The 23,431-nt window shown below is 64.1% G+C and carries 16 protein-coding genes and 4 pseudogenes; 8 read left to right on the top strand and 12 right to left on the bottom strand.

Going from position 1 to position 23,431, the window contains the following annotated elements; all coding sequences use genetic code 11:
• Window positions 1–397: pseudogene (locus QZY44_RS10985) on the top strand (IS1634 family transposase); the annotation flags it as partial.
• Here QZY44_RS10985 and QZY44_RS10990 read toward each other — a convergent pair.
• The 4 genes and pseudogenes from QZY44_RS10990 to QZY44_RS11005 all read right to left on the bottom strand — a co-directional run bounded on the left by QZY44_RS10990 (window position 366) and on the right by QZY44_RS11005 (window position 6,312).
• On the bottom strand, window positions 366–1,145 hold the full coding sequence (locus QZY44_RS10990; RefSeq protein WP_295446114.1) for an IS5 family transposase: 780 nt from the start codon (window positions 1,143–1,145) through the stop codon (window positions 366–368). The pseudogene QZY44_RS10985 and the gene QZY44_RS10990 overlap by 32 nt on opposite strands.
• A gap of 221 nt (window positions 1,146–1,366) precedes the next feature.
• Entirely contained in the window at window positions 1,367–4,108 is a 2,742-nt protein-coding gene (locus QZY44_RS10995; RefSeq protein ID WP_365304016.1) for a response regulator, read from the bottom strand.
• A pseudogene (locus QZY44_RS11000) lies at window positions 4,100–5,844 on the bottom strand (ATP-binding protein); the annotation flags it as partial. The gene QZY44_RS10995 and the pseudogene QZY44_RS11000, both read right to left, overlap by 9 nt.
• A gap of 330 nt (window positions 5,845–6,174) precedes the next feature.
• Window positions 6,175–6,312, bottom strand: coding sequence for a hypothetical protein (locus QZY44_RS11005; RefSeq protein ID WP_295446118.1), 138 nt, complete (start codon window positions 6,310–6,312; stop codon window positions 6,175–6,177).
• Window positions 6,313–6,799: 487 nt separating this feature from the next.
• Between QZY44_RS11005 and QZY44_RS11010 the strand changes: the two genes are divergently transcribed.
• Both QZY44_RS11010 and QZY44_RS35745 read left to right on the top strand, forming a co-directional pair.
• Window positions 6,800–7,504 carry a PAS domain-containing protein gene (locus tag QZY44_RS11010; protein ID WP_365303999.1) on the top strand — a complete coding sequence of 235 codons (705 nt, stop codon included), beginning with the start codon at window positions 6,800–6,802 and terminating at the stop codon, window positions 7,502–7,504.
• Window positions 7,422–7,679 carry a GGDEF domain-containing protein gene (locus QZY44_RS35745; protein WP_365304001.1) on the top strand — a complete coding sequence of 86 codons (258 nt, stop codon included), beginning with the start codon at window positions 7,422–7,424 and terminating at the stop codon, window positions 7,677–7,679. The genes QZY44_RS11010 and QZY44_RS35745 overlap by 83 nt, the downstream gene beginning before the upstream one ends.
• 301 nt (window positions 7,680–7,980) lie before the next feature.
• On the opposite strand, the gene QZY44_RS11015 is transcribed toward QZY44_RS35745, so the two are convergent.
• The 4 genes and pseudogenes from QZY44_RS11015 to QZY44_RS11030 all read right to left on the bottom strand — a co-directional run bounded on the left by QZY44_RS11015 (window position 7,981) and on the right by QZY44_RS11030 (window position 9,529).
• On the bottom strand, window positions 7,981–8,403 hold the full coding sequence (locus tag QZY44_RS11015; protein WP_295446120.1) for a single-stranded DNA-binding protein: 423 nt from the start codon (window positions 8,401–8,403) through the stop codon (window positions 7,981–7,983).
• Window positions 8,404–8,544: 141 nt separating this feature from the next.
• A pseudogene (locus QZY44_RS11020) lies at window positions 8,545–8,814 on the bottom strand (inner membrane CreD family protein); the annotation flags it as partial.
• 156 nt (window positions 8,815–8,970) lie between these two features.
• A complete protein-coding gene (locus QZY44_RS11025) occupies window positions 8,971–9,120 on the bottom strand; it encodes a hypothetical protein (RefSeq protein WP_295446122.1) in 150 nt (49 codons plus the stop codon).
• A 169-nt stretch (window positions 9,121–9,289) separates the two neighbouring features.
• Window positions 9,290–9,529, bottom strand: coding sequence for a hypothetical protein (locus QZY44_RS11030; protein ID WP_295446124.1), 240 nt, complete (start codon window positions 9,527–9,529; stop codon window positions 9,290–9,292).
• 536 nt (window positions 9,530–10,065) lie between these two features.
• Here QZY44_RS11030 and QZY44_RS11035 point away from each other — a divergent pair.
• Together QZY44_RS11035 and QZY44_RS11040 are read left to right on the top strand one after the other, a co-directional pair.
• Window positions 10,066–11,733 carry a hypothetical protein gene (locus QZY44_RS11035; protein WP_295446126.1) on the top strand — a complete coding sequence of 556 codons (1,668 nt, stop codon included), beginning with the start codon at window positions 10,066–10,068 and terminating at the stop codon, window positions 11,731–11,733.
• Between the two features lie 1,333 nt (window positions 11,734–13,066).
• Window positions 13,067–13,324: pseudogene (locus tag QZY44_RS11040) on the top strand (CbbQ/NirQ/NorQ/GpvN family protein); the annotation flags it as partial.
• Between the two features lie 259 nt (window positions 13,325–13,583).
• Here the strand turns inward: QZY44_RS11040 and QZY44_RS11045 are convergent.
• The 4 genes from QZY44_RS11045 to QZY44_RS11055 all read right to left on the bottom strand — a co-directional run bounded on the left by QZY44_RS11045 (window position 13,584) and on the right by QZY44_RS11055 (window position 16,862).
• Window positions 13,584–14,186 (bottom strand): transposase, encoded by a 603-nt coding sequence (locus QZY44_RS11045; protein WP_295446129.1) that lies wholly within the window; start codon window positions 14,184–14,186, stop codon window positions 13,584–13,586.
• A 94-nt stretch (window positions 14,187–14,280) separates the two neighbouring features.
• Window positions 14,281–14,778: a helix-turn-helix domain-containing protein gene (locus tag QZY44_RS35750; protein ID WP_365304007.1), complete on the bottom strand. Its 498-nt coding sequence runs from the start codon at window positions 14,776–14,778 to the stop codon at window positions 14,281–14,283.
• A 183-nt stretch (window positions 14,779–14,961) separates the two neighbouring features.
• Window positions 14,962–15,435 carry a hypothetical protein gene (locus tag QZY44_RS11050; RefSeq protein WP_295446131.1) on the bottom strand — a complete coding sequence of 158 codons (474 nt, stop codon included), beginning with the start codon at window positions 15,433–15,435 and terminating at the stop codon, window positions 14,962–14,964.
• A 350-nt stretch (window positions 15,436–15,785) separates the two neighbouring features.
• The gene (locus QZY44_RS11055; protein ID WP_295446133.1) at window positions 15,786–16,862 is read right to left on the bottom strand and encodes a helix-turn-helix transcriptional regulator; all 1,077 of its coding nucleotides are present in this window, start codon (window positions 16,860–16,862) and stop codon (window positions 15,786–15,788) included.
• Window positions 16,863–17,367: 505 nt separating this feature from the next.
• Between QZY44_RS11055 and QZY44_RS11060 the strand changes: the two genes are divergently transcribed.
• The 3 genes from QZY44_RS11060 to QZY44_RS11070 all read left to right on the top strand — a co-directional run bounded on the left by QZY44_RS11060 (window position 17,368) and on the right by QZY44_RS11070 (window position 23,421).
• On the top strand, window positions 17,368–20,493 hold the full coding sequence (locus tag QZY44_RS11060) for a multidrug efflux RND transporter permease subunit (RefSeq protein WP_295446135.1): 3,126 nt from the start codon (window positions 17,368–17,370) through the stop codon (window positions 20,491–20,493).
• Between the two features lie 131 nt (window positions 20,494–20,624).
• On the top strand, window positions 20,625–20,792 hold the full coding sequence (locus QZY44_RS11065) for a hypothetical protein (protein WP_295446137.1): 168 nt from the start codon (window positions 20,625–20,627) through the stop codon (window positions 20,790–20,792).
• Between the two features lie 427 nt (window positions 20,793–21,219).
• Window positions 21,220–23,421, top strand: coding sequence for a thioredoxin family protein (locus tag QZY44_RS11070; protein WP_295446139.1), 2,202 nt, complete (start codon window positions 21,220–21,222; stop codon window positions 23,419–23,421).
• Window positions 23,422–23,431 lie beyond the last annotated feature (10 nt).

The raw sequence follows: 23,431 nt of genomic DNA on the forward strand, positions 1-23,431 counted from the left end.
CCAACTCTGGACCTGGTATATTCAACTCACCGAAGTCGAACAGGCGTTCAAGGAACTCAAGGGTGACCTGAGTATTCGACCGATTTACCACCAACGCGATACCCGCATCGAAGCGCATATCTTCGTCGCCTTCTTGGCCTATTGTCTCCAGGTGACCCTCAAGGCCCGCCTGCGTCCGCTTGCGCCGGGCCTCACCCCACGCTCCGCCTTGGAAAAATTCGCCGCCGTCCAGATGGTCGATGTGCATCTGCCGACCACCGATGGGCGCACGCTGATCTTGAGCCGCTACACCGAGCCGGAGCCCGACCAGCAACTGCTGCTCGACCGGCTGCATCTACACCTGCCCGAGCAACCGCCACCGAGGGTTACTGCCACGCTCCAAGCCCCGATACACTAAGCGCTGTGTAGTGCCGACCTTTGCCTCTGCGGTGAAAGCCAGACAATGGGTTACGCGAAAAATGGGCGCGAATAGTCGAAGACGGGGTAGCGCCCGCGGTCGTTTTCTCTTCGCCAATTCGGCGAATGTGCGGCAGATAATCCTTCTCCGCGACTTCCGTGTCGACTCGGGCGTAGTCGTAACCTTTGTCCAAGCACAGATGTTGGGGGTGTTCGGTGGTCGGCGCGGGCCGCGGCAACACATCCAAAACCAACGTCGGGGACACCAACCGACTGTCATGCACGTTCGCGCCGACCAAATCGACCGCCAAGGGGACGCCTTGTTGCTCGACGTGTAGATGGAGTTTGCTGCCGCTGCGCCCCCGGTCCGGCGGATTTCGCCCCAGTCCTTCCACGGCCAGCCACACCGGTTGGCCGCGCACGGGGGCTTGCAGCAAGGTCCCGTCCATCGACTGCCACTCCCACTGAATGCCCTTGCGTGCTTGATACTCAAGAGCATACAAGCGGAAAATCTCCGCAAACACGCGCGCGTTCGCCCAGCGCTGAAAGTGCTCGTGGACAGCACTTTTCGAACCATAGCACCGCGGCAACAAGTGCCACTGGCAGCCCGTTTTAAGAACGTAGAAGATGCCGTTCAAGATGCTGCGGAAATCCCGGGGCGGACTGCCACCGGATTTTGTTCGCTTAAAGGGGGCCAACAAGGGTTCAACCTTGCACCAGAAATCATCCAAAATCTCATAAATTAGCATCGTCTCCTCCGTGGTTGGATTGACAACCCTTAAATATTTTCAACTACCTAAATTATAGGGCATGCGCATCGTTTGTGCCGGATGTCCTCTTAAGGCGCCAACCTATCAGAAATAACTTGTTACGATGCAGAGAAACAAGCGAAAGATGGTTCCTGACTAGCCGCAGGGTCTGACACTCTTCGGAACGGTATGGAAGCTTTTCATAACCGTTCCGAAGATTGTCAGACCCCAAATCGCGATGTTTGTGGGTCGGAGTCCGGATGTTTGTGGGCTGCTACAGCTAGCATCACGCCACGCTTGCCGCGACGTTTTACCGCATACATCGCCTCGTCCGCGCTGTGCATTAACGCGACTTCATCCGGCCCATGCTCCGGGAACAGGCTGACGCCGATACTGGCCCCGATTACGGCCATGCCGTCGGTAAGCTCCATGGGCTCGCAGAGCGCTGCCAGCAGGCGTTCGCCGAGTTCGAGAGCCTCCGAGCAATCGGACGCATCGCACACCAGAACCGCGAACTCGTCCCCGCCAAGCCGCGCCACCAGATCCGGGCGACGCACCATCCCCTGCAGGCGCGCGGCTACCTGGCACAGCACCTGATCGCCGACCGCATGACCCCGCGTGTCGTTGATCGCCTTAAAACCGTCCAAATCCAAGAACAGGACTGCCAAACGATCGCCGGATCGGCTCGCGTCATCGACAGCGCGATTCAAGCGCTCTTCAAACCGGCGCCGGTTGGCGACGCCGGTGAGGCTGTCGCGGTGTGCCAATTCACCATAGCGGGTCACTTGGCGGCGCAAGTGGCGCTCCTCAAGTTCCCGGGCGGTCACATCCTGCAGACGCAGAATCAGACCGAAATTGGTACCATCCACCCCACTCAGCGCCCTAGCATGAACCTCGGTATAGAGTTCGCCACCGGCGAGGTCTGTGCCGTGCAGCAGCAGCGACACCGGTGTGTTATCGGCAGCCACCCGGGTACGGATACGCGCGATAATGCCCGCCGGGTCCGCCTCCCCGGCATCGGGTTCAGTCACCCCCGGGGCGAGCCGCAGGGGCGCGGCCACCGCCGTCTGCGCCAGCAGTGGGAAGCGTCCTGCGTCCTGGTTGATCCAGCGCACCACACCCTCACGGTCGCACACCAGGGTCGGTTCCGGAATGGCATCGACCAGCGATTGGAAGAAGGCATGATCCTGGCGCAGGTGGCGCTCGGCATCCGCTGTCTCAGCCAATTGGCGAACCCGATTGCGCAGCACCGCCCAATGGATCGGCTTGGTGACATAGTCGGTGGCCCCGGACGCGAAGGCCAGGTTCACTGAAGCCTCGTCCGCGTAGCTGGTGATCATGATGACCGGAACATGGCGCCCCGCGGGGATGGCGCGGATCGCCTCGCAGGCGCTGAATCCGTTCATCACCGGCATGGCTGCATCGAGCAAGACCAGGTCGGCCCCCCGTGCTTGAAATAGATCGAGGGCACACTGGCCATTGTGCGCAGTCTGGACCTCGAACCCCAGGCGGATGAGGAAATGCGCAATGGCGGTGCGCAGCATGGTGGAGTCATCAACCACCAGTGCGCGATACGGTCGGTCCCGCTCGCAAATCCCCGTGCGGTCCGGCGCGGCGGGGGACACCGCGGCCGGCGCAGCCAGCAACTCGGCCAGCGCCGGCAGGAACCGCTCGGCCTCGGCTTGCAGTGCGGCCAGCAGCTCTGTGGCGGTGCTCAGATTGCCGGATTTACCCAGCGCCTCCAGGTCTCGGGCCAGTTGGACCAGCGTATGTGCACCCAGATTACCCACGGACCCGGCGAGTGCATGGGCCGCGCTGCGGATGCACTCCCGCTCGGCGGTCTCGACCCCGAGTCGCAGCTCGGCAAGGCGCGCTGGTACGTCCGCCAATGCGGCGTGAAGTACCGGGGCGATGTCGCCGATGGCTTCGCGTAGGTCCTCGATCGCGCCGGGGTCGATCGGCAGGACGGTGCATGCCGCGGGCGGTGGCTGGGGCGCCGCGACCGGTGCCGGCAGGCGGGGCGCGATCCACCAGCGATCCAGGGTCGCGAGCAGATCGGGGGCGCGGATCGGCTTCGTTAAAAAATCGTCCATGCCGGCAGCCAGGCAGCGCTCGCGCTCCGCCGCGAACGTGTGGGCGGTCAGGGCCACGACCACTTGGTGTCTTGTGCCCCCGCGTTCATGCTCATGTTCGCGCAACGCCCGCGTTGTGGCGATGCCGTCTAGTACGGGCATCTCGCGGTCCATTAGCACCACGTCGAACGTGCGCTGGGTCAGAATCTCCAAGGCTTCGGCCCCGTCGTTGGCGATCAGGACTTGGCATCCCGCCCGATGCAGGATGCCGCGTAGGACTTGTTGGTTGATGTTGTTGTCCTCCACGACCAGGACGCAGCAGCCGTCGAGGCGGAGGCGTTCGGGCGGGCGCGCCGCCTCGGCGGGACGCGGGTGAGCGCCGCCAAAGATCTGTGACAGGGACTCCAGGAGCCGGCGCCGGCGCACCGGCTTGAGCAGTGCATCGTCGGCGCCGAGCGTACGCGCCTTGCGTCCCTCCGCCGCCTCGTCCATTGATGTCTGCATAACCACCCGCAGCGCGCGCCCGACCGGGTCCGCGCGCAGCCTGGTGAGTACCTCGAATCCATCCATGTCAGGCATCATCCGATCCAGCAGGACCAAATCAAAGGACCGCCCGGCGGCCTGGGCTGCGGCCAACCGTTCCAGGGCACTGGGGCCGTCTACGGCCTCCTCGCACACCATCGCCCAGGCGCGGCACAGGCCATGCAGATAGAGCCGGTTGGTGGCATTGTCGTCGACAATCAGGACGCGCCGTCCCTCCAACACCTGTGCCTCGCCCGCATACCAGGGCGGGTTCGCCAGTTGCACCGGGGCCGGCTCCATTAAGATAACGAAGCTGAAGCGACTGCCCTGCCCGGGGGTACTCGCCAGGTCCAGACTGCCGCCCATCATCGCCACGAGCTGGTGACTGATTGCGAGCCCCAGACCGGTGCCGCCAAAGCGGCGGGTGGTCGAATTGTCGGCCTGGCGGAAGGCCTCGAAGATGTGCTCACGCGCCTCGGGGCTACCCCGATACCGGTGTCAGATACCGCAAACCCGATCCGGGGGCCTTGCGCATCGTCGGCGTCCTGCCAGACTCGCAACCCCACTTCCCCGCGCTCGGTAAACTTGATGGCGTTGCCGATCAGGTTGATCAGGACCTGACGCAAGCGGGTGGAATCACCGATCACCGTGGTCGGCACGTCCGCCTCCACATTGCAGATCGCCTCCAATCCCTTGGCCAGGGTCTTACCCGCGAGCATTTGCATGGTCTCCTCCACCAATTCCGGGAGGTTGAATGCGGCACGCTCCAGTTCCAAGTGGCCTGCGTCGATCTTAGAGAAATCGAGGATATCCCCAATAACCCCTAGCAGCCCCTCGGCGGAGCTGATTCCGCCGTCGACATACTGGCCCTGATCGGTTGACAGTTCGGTCGCCTTGAGGAGCTCCAACATCCCCAGTACACCGTTCATGGGGGTGCGAATTTCATGGCTCATACTGGCCAGGAACTGGCTTTTGGCGATATTTGCTGCCTCGGCCGCCTCTTTGGCCTGATCAAGCTCCTCGAGCTGCGCGCGCAAGGCCCGTCGCGCCCATGTCATCTGCCGGACATAGATCCAGATCGCCGCCGCACAGCCGATCAGGGAGAACCCAAGCAGTGCCAGCAAAACAAACAACCAGCGGCCATCGCTATCGATTTTAAGGAACTCGGCAAGCGGCTCCACGCTATATATCTCAAGTTCTTCCTCAGATAATGACGACTGGGCAATCAACACGGGTACGTCACTGCCGTTGAAACGCCGCAACTGAGGGTAACGGTCATCGCCCCAGGGGCCGATGGCGAGTGACGTGAATTCTTTCTTGAGATAGCGCGCATTGCTCTCGGTGGGACTGAGCATGCGCACGCTGGCATCGGGCAAAGCCAGGAACTCCAGACTCTTGTCTCTGGCCAGAATCACTACCCCGAAGCGGTCGACAAGAAATGAATTCGATTGTCCAAGCCAATTATTCAGAACCGACAGGTTGATCTTTCCGGCAATGACGCCGATGACCTGTCCATGGTCTTCGACCGGGGCCGAGAAGAAGAGTCCGGGGATGCCAGTCTTTCTTCCCACGGCGAATTGTTGGGCGAAACGGCCGATCTTGGCTTCGCGAAAATAGTCCCGATCACTATAATCGGTGCCAATAAAGCTTTCGCCCAGGCGGTAATTGCTGGCGGCAATGCAATAGCCATCCGGAGTGAGTAGCCATAGTACGTTAAATACCCCCATACCGACGGCGGCATGGTCGAGCAACTGATCGACCTGACTCAGTCCAGCGTCAGCGGTCCATGCTAATTGTCGTTCCGAGTTCGACAGCGCGGGCGACTGATCGGTTACGGCAAAGCGCCTGAGTGCGGCCGTGACCTCAGTATGCTGACCCACCATGGCCGGAATGCTGTGAATCAGTTTGAGATAGTTCGTCATGCCGACAGAAAGCGCCGGCATGATGGTCTGAAGACGCACCTGTCCCGCGGTCAGCGCAGCGTTCGCGCGCCGTTGCGTCAGGTAATCGGCAATGTGCCATGCGGCCCCAAGCCACACGAAGATACTGATGCCGATGATCACCACGAGGCCCCGCCGACCATACCTGCGCTTGCTACTTGGCATTAAATTACTATCTTTTGTGGTATATCTTGGCCATTTCCCTGGCGGTCGCTATTTTTAACTGATCAAGAATCAGTGTGCGTGAAATTAGGTTGGGGTTGAAACCAACCAGTTTATTGCTGGCACCAGCAGCATACCCGCGTTTGAAACGGGGGGTAGACCCAGCACTGACGCGGATGTGGAAGTCTCTCCAAGGTACCTTAAAACCATAATAGTAGACAGTTGAGAGACAGCGATTCAGCGGCTTGCGGGATTCCCACCAGTGTCAACCTCGGGTCATTCTACGCCGATGCGCTCGCCCTATCCCGGCCCCACCATGCCCCCTCCGCGGTTTCACGCCCCGTGGTCGACGGTCATGCCGGGGACGTTCGCGACGGGGCGTTCCAGGTCGTCGCTGGGATGGTTGAGTACGCGCAAGCGCTGCGTGGGGGAGGTGGGAGGGGCGGGCAGCCAGCTAACCGTCCGCGCCATGGCGTGAGTCCCGCCGGCGAACCCCGAAACGCTCCGTTAACCTGATTCGCACTCCCCCGTGCTGAACTTAAGCACCGAGCAGGCCTCAGCGCCGGATTACGCAGGCCACCGCCGCCGAGTTCGCGGAACTGTCGCCCGCCAGGCGGGGGCGGGTGGTGGGGGGGTACCTCACGCAACGCAAAATCAAGTACGCAAAGTGCAAGAACGGACGACCACCACGCGGCCTAGTGCGCGGCGCCGTCCCTCGGGACGACGATCCCCATTCCACGTCGAGTCCGCCATGCCCACCAATCCCCCCTCCGCAACCAGACCGCCTGCATCCTTGCTGGACTACTCGCCGCCCAGCAGGCTCTGGATGAGTCGCGCGACCGCTACGCCAATCTCTATGACTTCGCCCCGGTAGCCTATGCCACCATCACCCGGGCGGGCCGGATCAGCCAAATGAACCTGACCGCGGCCCAACTGTTGGGGGGTGGCCCGCGGACGGATGCCGGACCTGGTCCTAGGCACTTGGCTCGCCCCCGGGGACTGGCGCACCCTGCTCGCGAGCCTCGCGCGCGTATTGGATCACGGCGAGGAAGCGGCCATTGCTGTCGGCCTGGAACACCCGCCCCAGCCCCGGCGCAACCTGCACCTGACCATCCAGCTCGAGGGTTCGAGCGCGACCGGCGAGCCCCCGGCAGCCTGCCGTGTGCTCCTGTCGGATACCACCGACATCACCCAGGTGCGTGCCGCGCTCCTCGCTCAACAGCAGTTCCTCCAGTCGGTCATCGACGGGATCGGCGACATCATCGTGGTCATCGGCACCGATTACCAACTCCTGTTGATGAATCAGGCGGCAGGGCAGGCGACGGGCGTGTCGGCCAAGGACATCTGTGGATTGACCTGCTACCGCGCCATCCATGGCCGCGATACGCCCTGCGACAGTGCTGAGCACCCCTGCCCGGTGCCCGAGGTCCTGGCGAGCGGGAGGCCGGTCAAGGTGGTCCATTGTGACCGCTGGGCGGACGGTGAGACCTATTGGGTTGAGGTGGTCGGCTCGCCGCTGCTCGGCCTCACGGGCGAGGTCTTGGGCGTCATCGAGTCCGTGCGCGACATCACCCTGTACCTTGGACCTCACCGCCAAGCTCCAGGAGCGCGAACGGCAACTGGAACACCTGGCCGAGCACGACCCACTGACCGGGCTGCCTAACCGCCTATTGTTCGCCGACCGCCTGGGGCAGGTCGGGTGCAAGGACGGCGGTCTGCGTTGGGCGCGTTGGCGGGACCTCCCCGCGCAACAGCGCTTGGGCGTAACCGGCTTCCCGTTCGGTGACCATACCGGCGGGCTGGTCGTGCAGGTCAATGCGGACAGCACCGAGCAGTAGTCGGCCAGCGCCGACTTGACTTGGCGCTGGACCTGCAAGGCCGCCGCCTGGCGTTGCGCGCCGTCGGCGGCGTCCGGGAGCGCGGCGCCCGGCTGGTCGATCCTGGCCAGGTCCTTGTGGATGTGCCGCTTGAGCGGGCGCGGGTTTACCCAGTCGAAGCAGGCGGGGTAGTCCGCGGCCAGATCCCGCGGACGCACAGGCGCAAGGGCGGTGGGTGCGACAGGTGCATTCAAGGTCAGGGTGGGCGACATCGGGCGTTCAAGGGTCCTACCAGGTGAGTGCCTTTGTTCATCACACCCGCTCAAAACGGGATCTCGTCATCGAAGAACGGCACTGGCTCCGGCTCAACTGGGGACACCGGGTCCCGCGCCGGTTCGCCGTGACCCTGCGAGCGCGCGCCGCCGGTCGGCTTGGCGGACATTGTCACCACCAGCGAGTCGCATAGCATGGCCCAGGACTCGCGCGGCTCGCCGTCCACAGGGGTATAAACGCCGCGCGTCATGCGCCCCAGGGCGGCGACCATCTGTCCCTTCTGCGCCCGCTGCAAGGTCTGCGCGGCGGCACCAAACGCGAGGAGACCCACCCACAGGGTTTCCGGCGCCGCCGCGTCCCGGGGCGTGACATCCACGGCGACGTGGACCGTAGTCATGTCCTTGCCGCTCTTGGTGGTGCGGGCCACGGGATCGCCACCCAGGCGACCGTACAAATTGGCGATCAGGCTCATGGGGTGGGCTCCTTGGTTGACGGCGCTCTTATGGTGATTCTTGTCCAACCCCTGGAACCTGGGGGCGCGGCATTGGGATCTGAACAGTGAGAACGAGGCCCTGGCGCCGCCCGCGCCGGGGGAGACCTCCTTGCGCGGCAGTCAGCCACGGTTGAGGGTCGACGGTGGAGCAGCGTCAGGAACCTTGCGGCCAGGTCCTGGGCTCAACGTCCTCGTGACGGCCGCGCCGTCGAGGACCTGACCAGGCGTTGCCGGCGGACCGCTCCAGCAGGCCCCGGGCACGCCCGCGGCCGCCGACCCGGGGTGACAGTCCAGCCGGCGGGTGATAACCATGACCAGGGCCAGCAGTCCGAAGCGCAGCAGTGAGCCCATGAGGAGCGCGGTGTCCTCGTTGATCAAGAGCCCGTCGAGTGGCGCGAACCGGGCCGCGAGTCGCCCGGCGAGCCCAAGCCCCGCCGCGCGCTTCCCAGCACATGACTGCGGTAGGGTCCGGCATTATCCGGCATTATCCGGCATTAGGGCGCTCAATTGGGAGTGGGGTATCTATCTCGCCGCTTAGGATGCCTGTCAGGGCGAGTCGTGCCGGGTGCGCAGCGCCTTACCCGCGACGCGGATCTGCCGGGCGGTAGGGCTCACGGCCGGGAGTCTTGCATAGTCCTCCGACTCGGCGTGGTCCCAGTTGAGCAGAATATTATAGACGAGGTCCGCCTCTGCCAAGGCCGACGCTGCCTGCGGGCCCGGGTCCAGACCATGTCGTGAACGCGTTGAGAGATGTTTTGCCGCAAGCCACCCAGGTCGCGCGGACCGATATCGACGCGAAACGCGCATACCTGCTGCTCAGGGCCGAGGGTCAGGATGAAGTAATCGCTGCGCTTAAGCATGCGGCTCACGACGCGGCGGACCAGCTGGGATTGAGCTGCACGTTGTAGGTCGCGAACCCGTAGAGCTCGAAGGTGAACTGAATCAACTCGAAATCGGCGCCACCCAACACCGCATAGCCCAGGTTGAAGCCCAGGTCGGTGGTGCCTGGCGGGATCTCCAGACCCGGACGCAACGCCAGGACGGCGCACGGCTGATCGCGCTCCTCGGTCATGCCGAGGGCGAAGCAGGGTGGGTCTTGGGTCACAAAGTCCTGGACCAATAGGCGGTTGAGCGTCGGCGTCAGGGTCGGCAGGCTCGTCGGTGACTTACTCGTGTGTATACAAGCACGCGGCGCCGCCTGGGTAGTAAAGTGGTGCTGTGGTCCCCCCGTCTTCTGGCACTGATCTTTTGTTCTCTGCCCAATCAGGCGGCCGGAGTCCAAGTCGACTCAGCCTTGGCACCACTTGGGCTGAAGCCCTGGACCGCAGTGGTGCGAGCGCCGGGTCCCTGGGGGCGCCGCACCCCAGCACGCCCCAGCGCGGCCCCGCCTCTCGGCCGCATGCAAAGTCGCGGTGGTTGGTGAGGCCTCGCCGCACTGGGGTGCGGCGCTGCCAGCGTCCTCACGCCCGGGCGGGCGAGCATGGCCGCATGGTCTGGCCGGGATCGCTTGTAAGTTCCTCGCCGCAACCCAATGCTCAATATTGGCCTAAGGCGGTCCAATGAGCTTATCCGCCGGAGACGCCCCGCCGCCGGGTGCAACGCCCGGGCGGCGAATCTTCATAACTCTGTAGGAGGACGATCATGCCTATGCCCCCGCTGACCGCCATCGCCACCGGCTTTGCCGATGCCATCGGTGCCACCTACAACCGCACCCTCGACCAACTGCTAGTCGTCGACTGTGGCAACAACGCCATTGTCTCAGTCACCGTTCACACGCACGCCAAGAGCGTCGTCGGCACGGGTTACGGCGTGCTGATCGATCTCGCGCTGAGCGCCGACGGCCTGCACGCCTATGTGGTCGACGGCGACAAGCTGCTGCGACTGTCGCTCACCAACCTCAATCGCGCTGCTGCGACGGTCGTGGCCAGTGGCTTGGGCGTGAACATCGATCAACTCGGCCTGGACGAGGCGCATGGCTACGCCTATGTCGTCGGCGGCCCCGACCTCAAGCGCATCAACCTCAACACCGGGGTGGTGACAACCGTCATGACCGGCTTTAGCAACACACGCGGCTTGCTCCCGACCAGGGACGGCCGCTTCATCTATGTCTGCGGCGACTATGGCGAAATCCGCCGTATCGATCTCCAGGCCAACACCAGCGTCACGCTCGTCGGCGGTCTCACCGGGCCGCGGCGCCTGGCCTTCAGCGACGCTGGCGAGAGCGTGATCCTCTTCCCCGTGGTCGGCGGCAGCCTGATGAAGCTGGACCTCACCACCACCCCGGCCACCGTGGGGACCGTCGTCGGACCCACTGCGGCCAATCCCTACGCGGTCGCCGTCATCAGCCCCGAGCACATGGTCGTCATCTGCGCCTCGGAGTTGGACGAGGCCTACCTGACCGGCGGCGTCTACTCCGCCGCGGGTCCCATCTTGCTCGGTATCGGCTTCGTCCCCGCCGACACCACGCACATCGTCGGCGGCTATGCCGACACCCATTCGGACCCGAGCTATTTCTTCCAGGTGCGCAACTGCCCCTTCGGCGGCACCCTCCCGCTGATGGTCAATCACGACGGCGCCCGCAACAAAGGCGCCAAGTTCTATCAGGTCCAGGTCACGCCCGCGGGCGGCGTCCCGCAGACCCTCACACAGCCCTACACCGACTACCTGTGGAACACGGCGCTCAACCGCTTCGATGCGACCTCCATAACCCCGAGCGGGGGCTTCTACCCCGTGCACGCCGCGGGCGCCATCTGGCTGAACTATTGGCTCGGCATGCTCTACGATACCAGCGGCCTGCCCAATGGCCTGGTCACAGTCCAGGTCCGCCTGTTCAGCGCCGCGAACCTCGCCAATGAGATCGGCCTCGCCACCGATACCGGCCGCTCGGCCACGCTGATGATCGACAACTCGCACCCCACCGCGAGCCTCAACGCCATCTGGCACGACGGCGCCGTCGTCGGAACCTGCGGCATCGTCACCAGCGGCACGCCCAACTTCACCTTCGACATCGCCGCCGCCGCTCCCCGCCATCTGCTCGGCTGGAGCCTCACCAGCTATTGGGGTGACAACAAGTCCGCGCCGGTCGCTTCCGACAACTATAGCGCGCACGTTGGCGGCGGACCCCTGTGGACCGGGCCCACCGCTACCGTCGTGCCGAGTCTGGCTTGGAACTGCACCGTCGCCGGTGATCCCACCTCCACCCGCTGCGGCCATTCGTTCTTCCTCTACGCCTGGGACCGCGTGATCAACGGCTGGGGCTATATCCACGGCGCGGCCGGCTATCAGAAGACCATCACCATCCTGCTCTAGGCGAGCCGGTGGGTCGCCCTTCGGGGGCGGCCATCCCAGCGTGTAACCAGCCCGCGTCGGTGCTAATCGTGCCCCCAATATGGCCCAATAAGAGCGGTTATGCCGAACTCGCGATAAGCGGCGCAACTGGCTCTTCGGTTTCACCGAGGTCGGCGCGCTCCAGCGTATCGATCGCTATCCTGCCTCTGAGGTCCACCGGCTCATCCCGCGGTTGTGGAAGCAGTACTTCGGCCACAACCCACTGCGGTCAGATTTGCACAACCTGCGATCCTGAGCAACGACGCCGCGTAGAGACCGGTTACCCAGGAGGCGATCGGTCAGCGGCTGAACATCAAGCCGACGACGGTCAAGGACCATGTCCGCAAGCTCTAAGACAAGTTGGGCGCGGCCCGGCGCGACGAACTGACTGCCCGCCTGGCCCTCGCGGCTGTACCGAGTTAGCCCGGCGGCCTGCCGCCCCCTCGTTCTGCCACACACGATGCCCTCCCTGGGGAGGGTAGCCCGCGTCCGAGATCACACTAGAATCGAATCATAAGCACCGGCTGGAGGATCGGCCGGCGCTAGGCAGGAATTGAGCCCTGGTTGCCGCGCCAGGATGGAGCCAACGCCGGAGATGTCGATACGCTATTCAGACATTTCCGACACGGTGCCGCGGCCAACCCTGATGGATAGATGATGCCCGAGCAACCATACTGACAATTACACGGACCCGGGATAGAACCTTGCAGCGGTACTCAATCACCCGCTGATTGCAGGAGAGGAGCGCCATGAAAGTCAAGATCTCCGTCAAGGCTGGTTCGGTCGTGCTGAACCGCTGCGACTCTGTCCGCCGTTGATCCGGCGATTTTCCAACAAAACGAGAGGACAACTGTCATGAAAGTCAAGAGTAACGTCAAGGCCGGCGAAATTTTTGGCGGGGGCGGCGGATCGGGTAGGTACGGCCGCTAACAAACACCGTCACGCAAGGGGGGAAAAGCCATGAAAGTCAAGAGCAACGTCGAGGCCGGATTTCCCCCGTGTCCTTGCTGAAAGTCATCGCCCCCTAACAAGGCCCCCGGTCCGGCCATTGGCGGGACCGCGGGGCCTTGAGTCTCACAAGCGGTTGACCCCGCATCCAATGCCTCCGCCATAAGGCGATCGGCCGATACGGGTGTAGCTCACTGACTCGCCGAGCGCCACTTCAAGTGGCCGCCGCCTAACGGCACACACGAGGTGACATCATTCGCCAAACGTGATTTTGACGATTCGAGCGACCAAAAAGAGACCTCTACACACAGGGTCGCTCCGTTACCAAGGCCGCCCGCAGCCGCCCTTCACCCTGTCATCCTGCCCGGAACTGGCGGGGTTGAACGACGTCATCGGGGGCCAGCCCCTGGTGATCGCTGAGAACGGTGGGGAGGTCATCCGCCCGCATCCGAAGTTTCGCGTGTTCGCAACCGGCAACTCGGTGGGCGTGGGCGACGGCTCGGGCCTCGATCAGGGGGGCTTGCGCCAGAACCTGGCGTTCGTGGACCGCTTCCGGGTGGTCCAGGTCGGTTACCCCGAACCCGTGGTCGAGAAGGAGATCATCAAGACCCAGGTCCCGAAGCTGGGGTCTGAGGCGCACTGGAACGTAAAATCGGGTTAAGCCAATTTTTGTGTACGGGGTTCGAGGTTCTGGACTGGCCAATTTGGGTCGGCCATGACCGGCAGGCCGAACGCGCCCTGCGGTATTTTCTCCCACACGGATCTCCGACAACCGCCCTTGGTCGGCGGCAGGGGGTTTTTGCGACGCTCGCGCTGTGAGAGGGGAGGGGGAGGGGCTGCCCTTGCCTAGTGGTGAAGGATGGAAGTGTTAATACCATTTTGGCTCAAGCGGCCAGGGGCTTTCCGGTGTAGGTCCAGCGGAAGGGTTTAGCCATGGTTTTGTTGAAATACTCGATGAATGCGTTGATCTTGGCGCTGAGGTCTTCCACGGATTTAAAGTTTCCCCGCCGGATGACTTTGCGCACCAAAATCGAGAACCACATTTCAATCTGATTCAGCCACGAGCTATGCTTCGGTGTAAAGTGAAAGACGATGCGATGCGCTGGGTCACTCAGGAACCGTTGCCGGGTTGCTACGGACTTGAGGATTCCGCGCTTTCCTTTGACGCCGAGATCACCTTGAAAACCGATCTCGTCGGCCACCAACCGGACGACCGCTTCGGAGGAGTGCGTGTTCAGATTATCCATGACCCAATGCAACTGGGGGACGTGCGAGCGCGACGCCACGTGGGCGGCGAGGAAGTCCGCGAAATCCTCTTCTGTGCGCGTTGGTCCCAGCCGGGAGTTCACCTGCCCAGTGACGATGTTGAAACCCGCAATGAGAGTCTGGGTGCCGTGGCGGATGTATTCAAACTCACGGCGCTCGACGCGTCCCGAGGTCATCGGCCGCGTCGGCGCAATACGCTCAAGCGCCTGAATACCGGTCATTTCGTCAAATGATTCCGTTTCGATCCCGGCGGCGGCACGCGCTGGCGCAAGCCGGTAGGTCTCGCAAACGTCATGGCAGCGTTCGTCAAAGCACTTATCGCGCGTGGCGTTCAGCCACCCTTGCGTGCGATGCGGCTTTAGCTGCGCCTGATTTTAAAAAACGCCCCACGGAGTGCGGCGAGATTGAGTCGACATATCCGCGTTTGACGGCTTCATCGGCGAGCTCGCCTTGCGTCCAGTGGGTTATCGCACGCCCGCTGTCCGTTGGGGGCTCGCAAGCTAATGCGATAATCGTGCATATCTGCTCCGCGGTAAAGGTCGGGGGCGTGCCCGAGCGCGGCGCGTCGGATAAGCGCTCCTGGACACTCCCCTCGGTGCTGGCCGTCCACCGGCGCCGCCACGCCTGCACCGTTGAGCGCCCGATCCTCAGTTCTGCCGCAGTCTCGCGCACGCCGAGTCCGTCCGCCGCCAGCAGAACAATCCGCGCGCGCAAAGAAATTTGCTGCGGGCACGTCCGCTGCCGAATAAGTGATTGTAAGTCTTGCCGTTCGCGATCCGTCACCGGAACCGGGGCAGCCTGAAGCAGAGACACCGTAGGAACCCATGGAACTAGAAAAATGCTAGCTTAAGACATACTTCTAAGAAATGGCATTAGGAGTTTCACTAAGGTCCACTAGCGCCCCCCTCCCTTAACCGTGGGAGAGGAGCTAATCGTGTATCCAGATCTGGCCGCTACGCGCTTTGCCTTGGCCGTCCTGATCTGGGCCGATCGAGGTCACAACCCAATATTGTCGACCGGCGTCAGGGTCATCTCACCGCCAAATATCGAACTGTTGGAGTAGAGATACCCATGCGTACACAGCAGAGAGACTTGGGCGGGTAAGGGAGTGGTGAACCTGTTCAGCGCAACCGCACTGACATTGACTTGACGCGTCCAGTCGGACGACGTGTTCACCGTGTAATATTGAGTGCCCACCTGATATTGATGGCCATCATAGTTGTAGGAAAAGTAGCACTGGGCACCGCTCTTGGGTGCCGTCGACTGCCCGTCGATCCGCGCGGTAATCAGATAGCTGCCTGGCTCGACCGTCGTTGTCAGCACGGCGACTGGCACCCCAAAACTACTCGTCGGTCCCGCCGGAATCGTCGTCTGAATTGGGCTCTGGACATAATAGCCGGTGTTGGCGAACGCGCTGGTGCTCAGCACTAAAGCAGCAACGGCCAGACAGGCTTTGCTCGGGATTTTCATAAATGCCTCCGATTTTCTTGTTGAACCCTGTTCAGGGTTTGGCTGCGCAATGGCGGCAAGACCCCGTGGGGGACCTTACAGTGGTAAGTGTGATCGCTGGGACATCGGTTATCCATCAGCGTTAGCAGCGGCAACGTGTCGGAAATTTCTGAGACGGTATCGGACATCTCCGACATCAGTTCTATCACGGTGCCGCTGATCAAGGCGTCAATCCCTGCGTTGCCACTGGTTTTTTAACCGGGGCGCCTGGTTCGATTCTATTAGGGCCCTGAGCGCCGACTACCCTCCCCAGGGAGGGTATCGCGTCTGGACCAGCGAGCGGCGGCGGTTTCCCGTTTTCTCCCATCGTCCTAACAGAGTGCGCGGGCGACGGCCAAACGGGCCGTCAATTCGTCACGACGCCCGACACCCAGCTTGTCGTAGAGCTTGCGGACATGGTCCTTGACCGTCGTCGGCTTGATGTTCAGCCGCTGGCCGATCGCCTCTTGGGAGTGGTCCTGCGCGAGCAGCAGGCAGACCTCCATCTGTACGGGAGAGAGCCGCAATTGCCGTATCGCACGCCAGGTTTGAAGCACCGCCGGTTCCTGATGCTGGATGGTGACACCGATGAGCTTACCCGCGGCGGGCCGCAGCGGGTCGAGCCAGTGGGCACGCAAGATGAATCGCCCACGGGGATTCACGTGCTGAACGACGGGTGGGGGGGCATTGCGCCCCAGGAAAATGCCTTGGAGATTTCGGCAAATCTGTTCAAGTTCGGGGGGCAGGGGCAGGGCGTTGCCCGTGCCAATGCGGTAGGTGGGGAAACAGGCCAGTGCGAGCAACTCGCGGGCGGCGGCGCTGGCGTGGAGCAGGGCACCCTGGGCGTCCAGGATCAGCATTTCGTTGCGCCCGCTGTCGGCATAGTCGGTCATGGCGGGGACGGCGGCTTGCAGGCCATGCTCGATGTAGATCAGCAGCCGCTCCAATAAGACTTTGTCTTCAGAGGAAAACGCTGTGCTGTAGCGCCCCCGGAACAGGTGCAGTAGGCCGCCGGGCCGACGCTCGTCGCGCACCACGGCCTGCAGGCAGTGGTATTGGTCATAGGGGCGCCAGACCAGGTTATAGAGATCACTGTGGTAGAAATTCTCCCACAGTCCTGCGGGATCGTCCATGATCCGCTGGGATTGAAAAATCGCGAGATTTTTCGTAAGCATGAGTGGCGGGAATACCCGTGGAAGGTCGGCCGTAAAGGCCGCGAGGGCCTCCGGTATGACAAACTCCGGAATGACATCGCAGGGCAAGCCGTCCTGCCCCAGGCCGACGAAGATGTTCGCCGTGGAAGGGATGACCGCCTGGACGGCCGTCAGTAGCTCTGCGATCAGGGTCTCCCGAGCGAGCCCCAGGCAGCAGAGTTGGCGAACGTGAGCAAGCGCACGCGAGGGCTTCATATCCGCAGGGTCCCGTGGTGGAGAGTGAAGGAGCATGATTCCGAAGGAGCGGTGCTTCCACCTCTGGCTAAGTGGGGACAAGGCGTGCGATGGCTAGGGCGATCGGTGACCACCCCGAGCCCCGCCTCGATTCATCCGTATGCAGGTACTCGGCTGTTTTTGCCCAACCCCTCGGAAAGGGCAAATTGGCCGAGGCGGGGGTGTCAACCGTGCTGTCCGAAATCAGTGTACGAATGACAACGGCCGTCCGAAATCCATTTCGCCTACTTTCGTACACCACTGGCGTATCTGTCCGAAACTGGTCGGTTATGGACAAACCATTGCTCGTTTTTTAATTCTTATATGGTCTTACGAAATTAACAAGACAAGACGCCCGCCAACTTTTACCCTTATGAGGGGTTTGGTAAAAATAGACATCCTGTAAATGTTGTTTAATTTTGGGCTGGCCAGTGCGACTTTCGTGGCTTCGCTCACAGTTACCAGCCTGTCGGCCTGAGCCGAAGCTTTGCCTCGTGTAAAGAATGACATGCACTTCACCGAGTTGTTCATCCGCCGGCCGGTCGCCACCACGCTGCTGACCCTGGGGCTCGCGCTGGCGGGGGCCTTTGCCTTCCCGCTGCTGCCGGTCGCGCCGCTGCCCCAGGTCGATTTTCCAACTATCTCGGTGCAAACCAACTTGCCTGGTGCCAGCCCCACGGTGATGGCGAGCACCGTGGCCACACCACTGGAGCGACGGCTCGGGCGCATCGCCGGCGTGACCGAGATGACTTCCGCAAGCTCGCTCGGCAGCACCCAGATTACCCTGCAATTCGATCTGGCTCGCGACATCGACGGCGCATCGCGCGACGTCCAGGCGGCCATCAACGCGGCACGCGCGGACCTGCCGACCGGCCTGCCGGGCAATCCGACCTACCGCAAGGTCAACCCGGCGGACGCGCCGATCATGATCCTGTCGCTGACCTCCGACACCCTGACCCGGGGCCAGATGTACGATGCCGCCACGACCATCCTGGCCCAGAAACTCTCACAGGTACAGGGGATCGGGCAGGTACGGGTCGGCGGCAGTTCGCTGCCGGCGGTGCGGGTCGAGCTCAACCCCAACGCACTTAACCGCTATGGGATCGGTCTGGAGGACGTGCGCACCGCGCTCGCCGCGGCCAATGCCAATCGGCCCAAGGGCGCGCTGGAGGACACGACACGCTACTGGCAGATCGAGGCCAACGACCAGGCCAAGACGGCCAGCGAGTTTGCCCCGCTCATCATCGCCTATCGCCAGGGCGCCGCGGTGCGGCTGCGCGATGTCGCCGAGGTGGTCGATTCGGTGGAGGATGTGCGCAACGCGGGGCTCGCCGACGCGCGCCCGGCGGTGCTGCTGATCCTGTCGCGCCAGCCCGGGTCCAATATCCTGGCGACCGTCGCGCGGGTCAAAGATCAGTTACCGTTACTGCGGGCCGCGCTGCCGGGCGCGCTCGACCTCAAGGTGGTGATGGACCGTACCGGCACTATCCGCGCCTCGCTGCATGATGTCGAGACCGCCTTGGGCGTCTCGATCGTCCTGGTGATCCTGGTGGTGTTTCTGTTCCTGCACAATGTACGGACCACGCTGATCCCCGCCGTCGCGGTGCCTGTCTCGCTCATCGGCACCTTCAGCGTCATGTATCTGGCGGGCTACAGCATCGACAATTTGTCGCTGACCGCATTGACGATTGCGACCGGCTTCGTGGTGGACGACGCGATCGTGGTCCTGGAAAACATCTCGCGCCACATCGAGCGTGGCCTGCGCCCGCTGGAGGCGGCCCTGCAGGGGGCGCGGGAGGTGGCCTTCACGGTCCTGTCCATGAGCCTGTCGCTGATCGCGGTGTTCATTCCAGTCCTGCTGATGGGCGGGATCATCGGTCGGCTGTTTCGCGAGTTTGCCGTGGTCCTGTCGGTCGCGGTCCTGATCTCGCTGGTGATCTCGGTGACCACCACGCCCATGCTGTGCGCCCGGCTGCTGCGGCCCCAAGCGGAGTCCCGACCGGGCCGGTTCATGGGCAAACTGGAGCGCGGCTTTGATTGGCTCCATGGACACTACCGTACCAGCCTCGGCTGGGCCTTGCGCCACCCGCGCCTGATCATGCTGATCCTGGGCGCCACCGTGGCCCTGAATGTCCAACTCTATATGATCGTGCCCAAGGGCTTTTTTCCGCAGCAGGATACGGGCCGGCTCAACGGCTCGCTCCAGGCGGACCAGGCCATTTCCTTTCAGGACATGAGTGTGAAGTTTGCCGAGGTGATGCGGATCGTGCGTACCGACCCGGCGGTAGCGAATGTGGTCGGCTTCACCGGCGGCGGGCAACGCAACACCGCCAATATGTTCGTAACACTCAAACCGCTGGCGGAGCGCGGCGTCTCGGCGGATCAGATCATCGGCCGGTTGCGCGGCAAACTCGCCCGGGTCCCGGGCGCGAACCTGTATCTCCAGTCGGTCCAGGACATCCGGATGGGCGGGCGCGCGGGTGCCTCCCAGTACCAATACACGCTGCAGGGCGACGACCCGACCGAGCTGCAAACCTGGACACGACGGCTCGAGCGCGCTCTGAGCGAGCGACCGGAGCTCACCGACGTGAACAGCGACCAGCAGAACAAGGGCCTGCAAACCACCCTGACCATCGATCGGGACACCGCGAGCCGCCTCGGGGTGACACCGCGACTCGTCGACGCCACCCTCTATGACGCCTTCGGCCAGCGGCAGGTGTCGACCATCTATGAGCCGCTGAACCAATATCACGTCGTCATGGAGGTCGGTGCCGACTATCAGCAGTCGCCGGCCGCGCTGGCCCAGATCGAGGTCCGCACCCCGAGCGGCACCCAGGTGCCCCTGGCTGCCTTCAGCCGCTACGCTCCCACGACGACCGCACTGGCGGTCAACCACCAGGGTGAGTTCGTCGCCAGCACCATCACGTTCAACCTAGCCCCGGGACGCTTCCTGAGCGATGCGGTGCGCGTGGTCGAGGAAACCAGCCGCCAGATCGGCATGCCGGTCGCGATCCACGGCGGCTTCCAGAGTACCGCCCGCGCCTTCCAGGCATCGCTTAAATCCCAGCCCTGGTTGGTTCTGCTGGCGATCATCACCGTCTACATCGTCCTCGGCATCCTCTACGAGAGCTATGTGCACCCCCTGACCATCATCTCGACCCTGCCCTCGGCGGGGGTCGGTGCACTGCTCGCCCTGCTCGCGTTCGGGCTCGACTTCACCATCATGGCCATGATCGGGGTGCTGCTGCTGATCGGTATCGTGAAAAAGAATGCGATCATGATGGTCGACTTCGCCCTGTACGCGCAGCGGTCCCAGGGTCTGCCACCCGAGGAGGCCATCTATCAGGCCTGTCTGCTGCGCTTCCGGCCCATCATGATGACGACCACGGCCGCACTCTTTGGCGCCTTGCCGCTCGCCATCGGCGGCGGCGAGGGCGGCGAACTGCGGATGCCCTTAGGTATCGCCATCGTCGGGGGCCTCACCGTCAGCCAACTCCTGACCCTGTACACCACGCCCGTGGTCTACCTGTATCTGGACCGCTTCCGGCACTGGGCCGGGCGCCGCTGGAGCGCCGGTCGCGGTGCGAGGATGAACGAGCCATGCAACCTATGATCAGATCCCTTCTATTCGGCCTGGCGGCGACCCTGATCAGGGGTTCGAGGCGCAGTGGAACGGACAACGGGGTTAAGCGCCGTGCCGTCCTTGATGGGCTTGATGATGAAGTCCGAATTCCGCGATGACCCATGGAGGAAAAACATCGGCATGCCAGCGACTCCCTGGCGCATGGCCGGCAGTCGGTCGAGGATCCGCGTGACCTGGACCAGCGCCGCCACGAGACGCAGGTGCAGCAACTCCAGGCCGAACCGCGCAAGCGCGCGCAGACGCTGGTCGCCACAAACAGGACGAGGTGATCCGCAGCGGCCAGGACGGCGCCCGGCTGTCCGCCGAATTGGCCGATGTCCGTCGGGAACTGCGTGAGTCCCACCAGACTGTGCTGCGAGGTCCAGCGCGCAAGGGATGAGCGCGTCACGGTCCAGGCGCGACTGACGGCCGACAACGCGACGTTGACAGAGCAACTGGCCATCGTCGACTCCACGCGCCAGACGCTGGTCGCCGAGGAGCGTGCGTTACGACACACGTTGGCCGAACAGGACGGGCGCGTGCAGTGCCTGCAGGTGCGGCTCGACGTCCAGGCGTCGCTCTATGGTGACTTGCAGCGGCGCCTTGATGGGCAGGGCGTGCCGTCGGCGCCTGCCAATGGGGCTGCGAGAGCGTTTCCTGTGCCGTCCGGAACGTTTTGGGTCGAGAAGCTATCAACGCCGGTAGGGGGTCAACGTGGTGAGCGATTGGACATTGATGCATCTGTTCGTACCAGGAGTCCCGGGTGGCGCGCCGCTACGCGCGGTCCCTTGCGGCACCTGGCAGCGCGCCGACGTGCGGCCCGGGCGGGCGATGGCGTGGGCGGTCCTGCTGATTGCCCCGCTGCTGGCCTGGGGCAACCCGGTCAGCACCGAACACGTGACCGCGCGCTTGCTGGCGGAGCACGATCCTGCGGTGCCCGGGCAGCCCTTGGAACTGCTCCTGTCACTGGAGATCCGGCCCGGCTGGCACACCTATTGGCGCAACCCGGGCGATTCCGGCGAGGCCCCGGGGATCGACTGGACCCTGCCGCAGGGCGTGCGCGCCGGTCCGCTCCAATTTCCGGCCCCTGCGCTGATCCGAGTCGGTCCGCTGGCTAACTTCGGCTACTCGGGCCGCGCCCTGCACCCGGTGCGTCTGTCGATCCCGGCGGACTGGCCAATCGGTAAGCCGATCCCGGTGCGGGCACGGGCCCATTGGCTGGTGTGCGAGGAGCACTGTGTCCCGGAGTCCGCGGTCTTGGAACTGACCCTTCGTACCGCTGCCACGGCCGGTCCAAGCGACCCGCAGGCGGCAACGGCGTTCGCGCAGGCGCGTGCCGGACTCCCTGTGGGGACGCTCGCTGGCGCGGTGCTGGTGCAGTCACCGGGCGGGCTGCGGCTGTCACTTCCCAGTGCCGGGCTGGGACCCGCGCCGTCCGCTGTCCGCTTCTTCCCCTGGTCCTGGGGGCTGATCGAGCCAGCGGCGGACCAGCCCTGGCGGTTGGCCGGGGATCGGCTGGAGCTCGACCTGAGCCCGGGCGAGGTGGCCGCCACGGCGGACCCCGGCGGACTCCTGTCGGTTCAAGGGGCCGACGGGAGCGGCCGTTCCTTCGAGGTGAACGCCACGCGCGGGACACCGGATCAAGCGGTCTACCAGGCGGCCCCAGCGGCAGCGCCAACGTTGGGCCTACCACTCGCCTTGGCGTTCGCCTTCCTGGGCGGGTTGATCCTGAACCTAATGCCGTGTGTATTTCCCGTCCTGGCCATCAAGGCGCTCAGTCTGGCAGGGCAGGGGGGATTGGGCGCTCGGGAGCGCATCGCCCATGGGCTCGCCTACACCGCTGGGGTCCTGGTCTTCTTTGCCGGTCTGACGGCGATCCTGCTCGCCGCCCGGGCCGGCGGCACCGCGGTCGGGTGGGGCTTCCAACTCCAGTACCCGCCCTTCGTGGCGATCATGGCCGACGTCTTTCTGGTCTTGGGACTGTCCCTGGCGGGCGCCGTCACGCTGGGCGGCCGCCTGATGGGTCTGGCCGGTGGGCGGGCCGGCCGTGGGGTTATCGGTGCCTTCGGGACCGGTGCCTTGGCGGCGCTGGTGGCGGCGCCCTGCACGGCACCCTTCATGGGCGTTGCCCTGGGCTATGCATTGACCCTGGCCTGGCCCTTGGCACTCACCGTCCTGCTCGCCCTGGGGCTCGGACTGGCCGCCCCCTTTTTGGCGCTGTCGCTCGCCCCGGGCCTCGCCCGCCGACTGCCCCGGCCCGGGGCCTGGATGGAGCACCTGAAACAGCTCCTGGCCTTTCCCATGTTCGCCACCGCCGCCTGGTTGGTCTGGGTGTTGAGCGTGCAGACCGGGCCGGCGGGCGTTGCCCGGGTGCTCGCCGGGCTGCTCGCCTTGAGCTTTGGGCTCTGGGCACGCGAGCGCACGGCGATGGCGCGACGCGGTTGGCCGCTGGCCGGGGACGCCGCGGCCCTGGCCGGGCTGGCGGTGGCCCTGTGGCTCGGCTTCGTGATCGCGGGTGCGTCGGCACCCGTTGCGCAGGCGGGCGACCCGGCGGCGCAGGCCGGACTGCCGGCGCAGCCCTATTCGCCCGAGCGCCTTGCCCAGGCGCGTGCCCAAGGTCGGCCGGTCTTCGTCAACATGACCGCGGCCTGGTGCATCACCTGTCTGGTCAACGAACGGGTAGCGTTGACCGCCACCGGCGTCGTGGCCGCGTTCCGGGCCGCGGACGTGCTCTATCTCAAGGGCGACTGGACCCATCGCGACCAGGGGATCGGCGCCTATCTGGCCGGTTTCGGCCGCAACGGTGTTCCCCTCTATGTCTACTATCCGCCGGGCGGCGAGCCCCGCGTGCTGCCTCAGCTCCTGACCCCTGGCATGGTGCGCCAGGCACTGGGGAGCGCGCCCGCCGACCCCAGATAGCCTGGCATTG

Origin of the sequence: uncultured Thiodictyon sp. (assembly GCA_903837595.1) — a bacterium.
GTDB lineage: Bacteria > Pseudomonadota > Gammaproteobacteria > Chromatiales > Chromatiaceae > Thiodictyon.